Origin of the sequence: Corynebacterium sp. (assembly GCF_030826625.1) — a bacterium.
GTDB lineage: Bacteria > Actinomycetota > Actinomycetes > Mycobacteriales > Mycobacteriaceae > Corynebacterium.
In genome coordinates this window covers 1-5223 of sequence record NZ_JAPJNQ010000107.1, presented here as the reverse complement: position 1 = coordinate 5223, position 5223 = coordinate 1, and the positions used below count along the sequence as shown (strand labels likewise).

Annotated in this window: 4 protein-coding genes, 2 tRNA genes and 1 pseudogene; 3 read left to right on the top strand and 4 right to left on the bottom strand. The window is 52.5% G+C overall.

The genetic code is table 11. The annotated features are described in order from the left end of the window. Nucleotides 1-546 (top strand): annotated as a pseudogene (locus tag RCH87_RS10045) (glutamate--cysteine ligase); the annotation flags it as partial. Nucleotides 547-739: 193 nt separating this feature from the next. Next, nucleotides 740-1027 (top strand): hypothetical protein, encoded by a 288-nt coding sequence (locus RCH87_RS10040; protein WP_306516564.1) that lies wholly within the window; start codon nucleotides 740-742, stop codon nucleotides 1025-1027. Nucleotides 1028-1459: 432 nt separating this feature from the next. On the opposite strand, the gene RCH87_RS10035 is transcribed toward RCH87_RS10040, so the two are convergent. The 3 genes from RCH87_RS10035 to RCH87_RS10025 all read right to left on the bottom strand — a co-directional run bounded on the left by RCH87_RS10035 (nucleotide 1460) and on the right by RCH87_RS10025 (nucleotide 4579). Beyond that, complete coding sequence (locus RCH87_RS10035) at nucleotides 1460-2431, bottom strand: Abi family protein (protein WP_306516562.1); 972 nt, start codon at nucleotides 2429-2431, stop codon at nucleotides 1460-1462. 607 nt (nucleotides 2432-3038) lie between these two features. Continuing rightward, nucleotides 3039-3112 (bottom strand) — tRNA-Ile (locus RCH87_RS10030). An 84-nt stretch (nucleotides 3113-3196) separates the two neighbouring features. Beyond that, nucleotides 3197-4579 carry an NAD(P)/FAD-dependent oxidoreductase gene (locus RCH87_RS10025; RefSeq protein WP_306516561.1) on the bottom strand — a complete coding sequence of 461 codons (1383 nt, stop codon included), beginning with the start codon at nucleotides 4577-4579 and terminating at the stop codon, nucleotides 3197-3199. Nucleotides 4580-4908: 329 nt separating this feature from the next. On the opposite strand from RCH87_RS10025, the gene RCH87_RS10020 reads away from it, so the two are divergent. Beyond that, nucleotides 4909-4981 (top strand) — tRNA-Asn (locus RCH87_RS10020). Here RCH87_RS10020 and RCH87_RS10015 read toward each other — a convergent pair. After that, the coding region (locus tag RCH87_RS10015; RefSeq protein WP_306516560.1) for a hypothetical protein at nucleotides 4955-5223 on the bottom strand (269 nt) is incomplete at its 5' end. The genes RCH87_RS10020 and RCH87_RS10015 overlap by 27 nt on opposite strands.

The window sequence follows — 5223 nt, the reverse complement described above, 5'->3', positions numbered from 1 at the left end:
GTGGCGGATATCGTCGCCGATGCTGCTTTTTACTACGGCTTGGTGAACTTCCTCGTCGGCCAGACTCGGCCGGTGTGGTCGCGTTTGTCCTTCGACGATGCGGAGAACAACTTCTTCGCCGGTGCCCGCGATGGCATCCATGCAAACATGGGCTGGCCGACGCTAGGAACCATCCCCGTCGCCGAATTGGTGACCGATCACTTGTTGGAGCAAGCTGAGCAGGGCTTGAAGCAACTCGAGGTTGCTCCGGCGCTGATTCAGAAGCATCTGGGGATCATCGAAGGGCGTGCACGGAACCGACAGAATGGTGCGACCTGGCAGCTAGCAGCACTCGATAACGCGACCGCTGCTCTCAGGGCTGAGGCTGGTGCCGATGTTCCTGCCGCCGTTTCTACGGCCCATGCGCCTACCGATGTTTCTGCCGGGGATCATGACGGCCCGGATAGCGCACTGCGTCGACAAGCCATCGCTCGCATGCTCAGCGCTTATATCGACAATCAGAAGTCCGGCGAGCCGGTGCACACCTGGTCCACCGATGTCAGCTAAACCATAGCGCCAACAGTCAAAAACGCTGACAAACAACGGCCGCAGCGTCCGCTCGACTGGAGGCGAAATTCGCTGTCATTACGTGTCCGCGATTGTGGATAACCCCAGGACGGTGTAGCCCTCAGATTCCGCATTTTCACAGAACCAGGACGGCGTACTGCATGCGGAAGCAACTTAAGGGAAGATCTAAGTCATGAACGAGCCTGAAATAAGCAACGATGGCCTTGGTGAGTTTGTCATTTACACCACCGATGATGGCCGTGTCGAGATTCACCTGCGCCTGATTGATGGAAGTGTTTGGCTAACCCAGAAGGAAATGGCTGAACTGTTTGATGTTTCGCGCTCGAGTGTGAGTGAGCATGTGAAGCATCTTGTGAATTCTGGAGAATTAGACCGTGGTGAGGTTGTTCGGAAATTCCGAAAGGAACCAGGTCAGAGCGCCCACGGTAGAGCATTAGATCACTACTGCGGTTTACGGTGATATGCCGGTAGATAACGGGTTTTTCAATCTACGCTAGGAGACACGCGCGGATAGGTGGGCCGCGAAGTTACTAATCTCGCCTGTGGAGTTTGCGTTAGCCGCGCAGTGGCATGGTGATTGTTTGCCCGCGGTTGCTGACGAGTTGGAGGTTACCCAGCATCTACTTGAGGTGTGGGTGGAAACCCGGCAGCGGCGACAGCTGGGACAAAATAACTTTCGCTAAAACACCTACGGCGATGGAGAGCTCGACTGCCAAGCAACTGTTTCCAAATTGGAAAATGTTGCGAAACCTCTGCGCACAAAAATATTTAGGGGGATGCAGAACCGAGCAAATATTGAACTCTTAGACAATTTCTAATAGTTCAAATCCGCGGGTTCATACAAACAGCGGGCTAGAACAAGAGCTATGCGTAGATTCACTCAGCAAGGGTGTTAATCACGACCATCACTTCCTGAGATCCGTCTTATTCCCTCGCTATAAGCAGGGTTCCTCTCTAGGATGTCTTCAAACCCTGCCGCGAAATGCTTCGCGTCGTTACGACCATGCAGGCTTGCCAGATTATAGAAGGCTACCACCATAGCTTTTGGGTCGGCATCATTCATCTTCTTACGGAATAAACCAGATTTTGTAGGAGTATCCGCAGTTGGTCTCATCCACAATCGGTTGTGGTGCGCAATCTGGTTACGAAGAAACAATAGAGACCGACAAGCTACATCGAACCTCTCAGCCTTAAAATCGAGAGATTTAGCAATTCGTTTCCACAGAGGAGAAGTACTATCCTTAGGGTTCTTGATAGTCATTATTGCCCGGTTAAGATGCCCGAGCGTAAAACTGTCAACTGTCGCCCAGATCGGCAATTCTTGAACTAACTCGCGCATTGAGTTCAGCGCAGCCCTATCAGTGCCCCGAGGCTGGGCAATCCCCCTTTTGCCGCATTGCAATGCAATATGTTCAACGACAAATGCCTCTCGATACAAAGAAATATCCTTGACCAGCCCGTCAACAAGTATTTCTGGGGAGTAATCCATATCGAACAACTGATAATTATCTGGCTGTAAATAGTACCGGTATGGTGAAGCCACTCGACACAATTCGTCAACAAATAGTTGCCGCAGTCTCAATTCAACATTGCGGATACCGCGATAGATATAACTAGACATCTCAGCATCAAGATCGATAATTTCAAACACTTCGCTAGGTGACTTCTGCACGTTGAGAGCCCCTTTATCATGCAGAGCGCGAAAATTCCGAGCATAGCCAAGAAAATAATGAAAATTTATCTTGGCTAGTCTTTCTTCGTCGATCTCTTCTAGAAGTTCACGAGGGAAATAATGCCGTTCTGCAAGGTAGCGTATTTTCCCTTCAATCCCTAGAAACGGAACCCGTTGTTCAATATTATTCATCGAATGAATTATATTACACTTCCGTAATTTTCATGATTATAGAAAAGTACCCCTGACTGACGCCAAGGGCACTTCCAGGTCCGTGCAGCGGGACGCTTCCAAGAGAGGCGGCTGTCGGGGCTGTTAACAACAACTATAGATGATTGGCCCTTCCAATTCACCTTTTACCTGTGCCAGAACCATAGCTCCTGCACACCGGCACCTACGCTCCAACAATCACCCCTTTTCGGGGCTCTACTCCTGAAATCGACCAGCGTGATAGCCTTGCCCTCTTCCTGCCCTGATCGTGTTATTCGATCTATATTCACTGGTTGAGAGCACGATCCCCCGCCCATAATGCGGTGTAATACGCAGATCACCATACCCGGCGCGGGTTTTGCCTTGTTTTGTGCGGTTCGGTAGGTGGTGGCCATAATTGGCTCTCCTGGCGTGGAATTATCGTGGAAGATTTGTGGAAGATCATGGCACATATGGAACATTTATGGAAGATGAATACCCCCACATGCACGCCTATGCACGCTACTGCACAGTTAGCATAACCGCAGTACAAGTGGTAATTACATGAGAAAAGCCCAGGTTATCGCTAACCTGGGCTACCCCCATACTGTGGGGCCAGCGGGGCTCGAACCCGCGACCAATGGATTATGAGTCCACTGCTCTAACCGACTGAGCTATAGCCCCTTCCAGTTTTCGCACTCTCGAGCCCTCAAGCCCGAGCGCCAAAACTGTTGTTTAGTATAATGGCAATTCAACCGTCGGAAAGCACTACCCCAACAAAGCGTTAAAAACCTCGCTTGAGCTTGGGTGAGTATAGATTCCACTGCCGACGGTGCTCGCTGGAATATCCGCAGACATCGCCAATGCCAGCGTGTTGATCAGCTCTTGCGCATCCACACACAGCAGGGTTGCGCCGACGATACGATCAGTCTCACGCTCCACCAGGATCTTCGCGCGACCTTCCGGCTTCCCCAGAACCTTCGGACGCGGCATGATCGGAATGTCCTTAATATCCGCAGCCTTAACATCCAGCGTATTCCCACGCCCCTCGACTTCTTTGCGGGCAGCTTCTTCGCCCAAACCAACCGTCGCCAAGGGCGGATCGATAAACGTCGTCGTCGGAACCACACGGTTGTCCGTCGTCCGGGAGCCATCGCCCCAACGGTCCGACAGAATCACGCGATGATCATCAAACGACACGTAGGTAAATTGCGGCCCACCATTGACGTCACCCGCAGCGTAGACGCCTTCGACGTTGGTGCGCAGGTGCTTGTCGACGGCGACCGCATCGCGCTCAGTCAGCTCAATGCCCGCTTTGTCCAGACCGAGATCCTTCGTGGCCGGTTTACGCCCGACGGCGACCAACACGTGCGAGGTCTCGGCGGTCTGTTCATTGCCGTCGCTATCTTTCCAGACCGTCGTTACGGCATCTGTGCCACTCTCGCGGAATTCGGTGACCTGAGCACCCGTAACCCAGGTGATGTCAAGGGTGTCCATGATCGTGCCGACGTGTTCTGCAATGTCACGATCAAAGTTGGCGAATGGCTTGTCGACGGTATCGACCACAGTCACTTTGGTGCCGAATTTCGCGAAGTAGGTCGCGAATTCCATGCCGATCGGACCGCCGCCAACGATCAGGAGGGATTCTGGGCGCTCAGCGAGCTGCTGAGCCTTGGTGGAATCGATGACACGCTCCAGGTCGGCGCCTGGCAGTGGCAGGACGACAGGCTCAGCGCCAGTGTTGATGATCACGGTCTCGCCAGTGATCTCCAAACGCTCTTCGCCGCCGGTGACTTCCACCGTCTTTTCGCTGATGAAGCTGGCGTGCCCGTCGACGACAATGACACCTTTGCCTTCCGCGAGATCTAAGTTGGCTTGGTTCATCTTGGAAGTCAGCGTGCCGCGGCGTTGGATTGCCTCGGTAAAGGCGGTGGCACCATCGACGGTGGGTTTCGCGTGGTGACGTTCTGCGTCGGTAAGCAAAGCTTTCGTCGGCACGCAGCCAATGTTGATGCAGGTGCCGCCATACATTGCGCTGGATTGTTCCACCAGAGCCACCCGGTCGCCTGCTGCGGCACGTTTCATCGCGATGGTTTTACCGGCTTTGCCGAAACCAATAACGAGAACGTCGACCTTCATGTTTTCGCTCATTCGTTGTTAGGCCTTTCTTCGTTCATTCGGTCAAGCTGTCTGCTTGGTGCCAATTGGCGTTAAGTGGTGTCAATTGCTGACATTTGCTGCCAATTGGTTTTGACACCATCCGCAACGACAAGGAACCCCAGATAATTCCCGTCTGGCAGGTTACAGTCATCACAGCAGATAAGAACGCTACAAAAACCGCCAAAAAGCACACCTGAGCTGGCGATTTGCACTCTGCTAAATACACTTATATAGTTAATCATCGTTGCGCCGGAAGGCACAGGCCAAAAGGTTCAGATCGAATCAGAACCAGAGGTCAAGCCGGAAATCGCAGAAAATATTCCTCCATAGCTCAGTTGGCAGAGCATTCGACTGTTAATCGAAGGGTCACTGGTTCGAGCCCAGTTGGAGGAGCAATACAGCCCCGCTGGTTAGTAAATTACTGATCAGCGGGGCATCTTCGTGTTTAAAGTCCCCGGCAGATTCGGGGGTCGCGGCGGGTTTTGGTCGATGCGGCGGATTTTGGTCGATGCGGCGGGTTTTGGTCCCGTTTTGCAAATAGTGCCGCCAAAAGCGGCCTTTTTGTTCACTATTTGCAAAAGGGGTTAAACGACAAAAAGTGTGTTTTTTACGGCGTGTCGCCAATTCCCTAGATT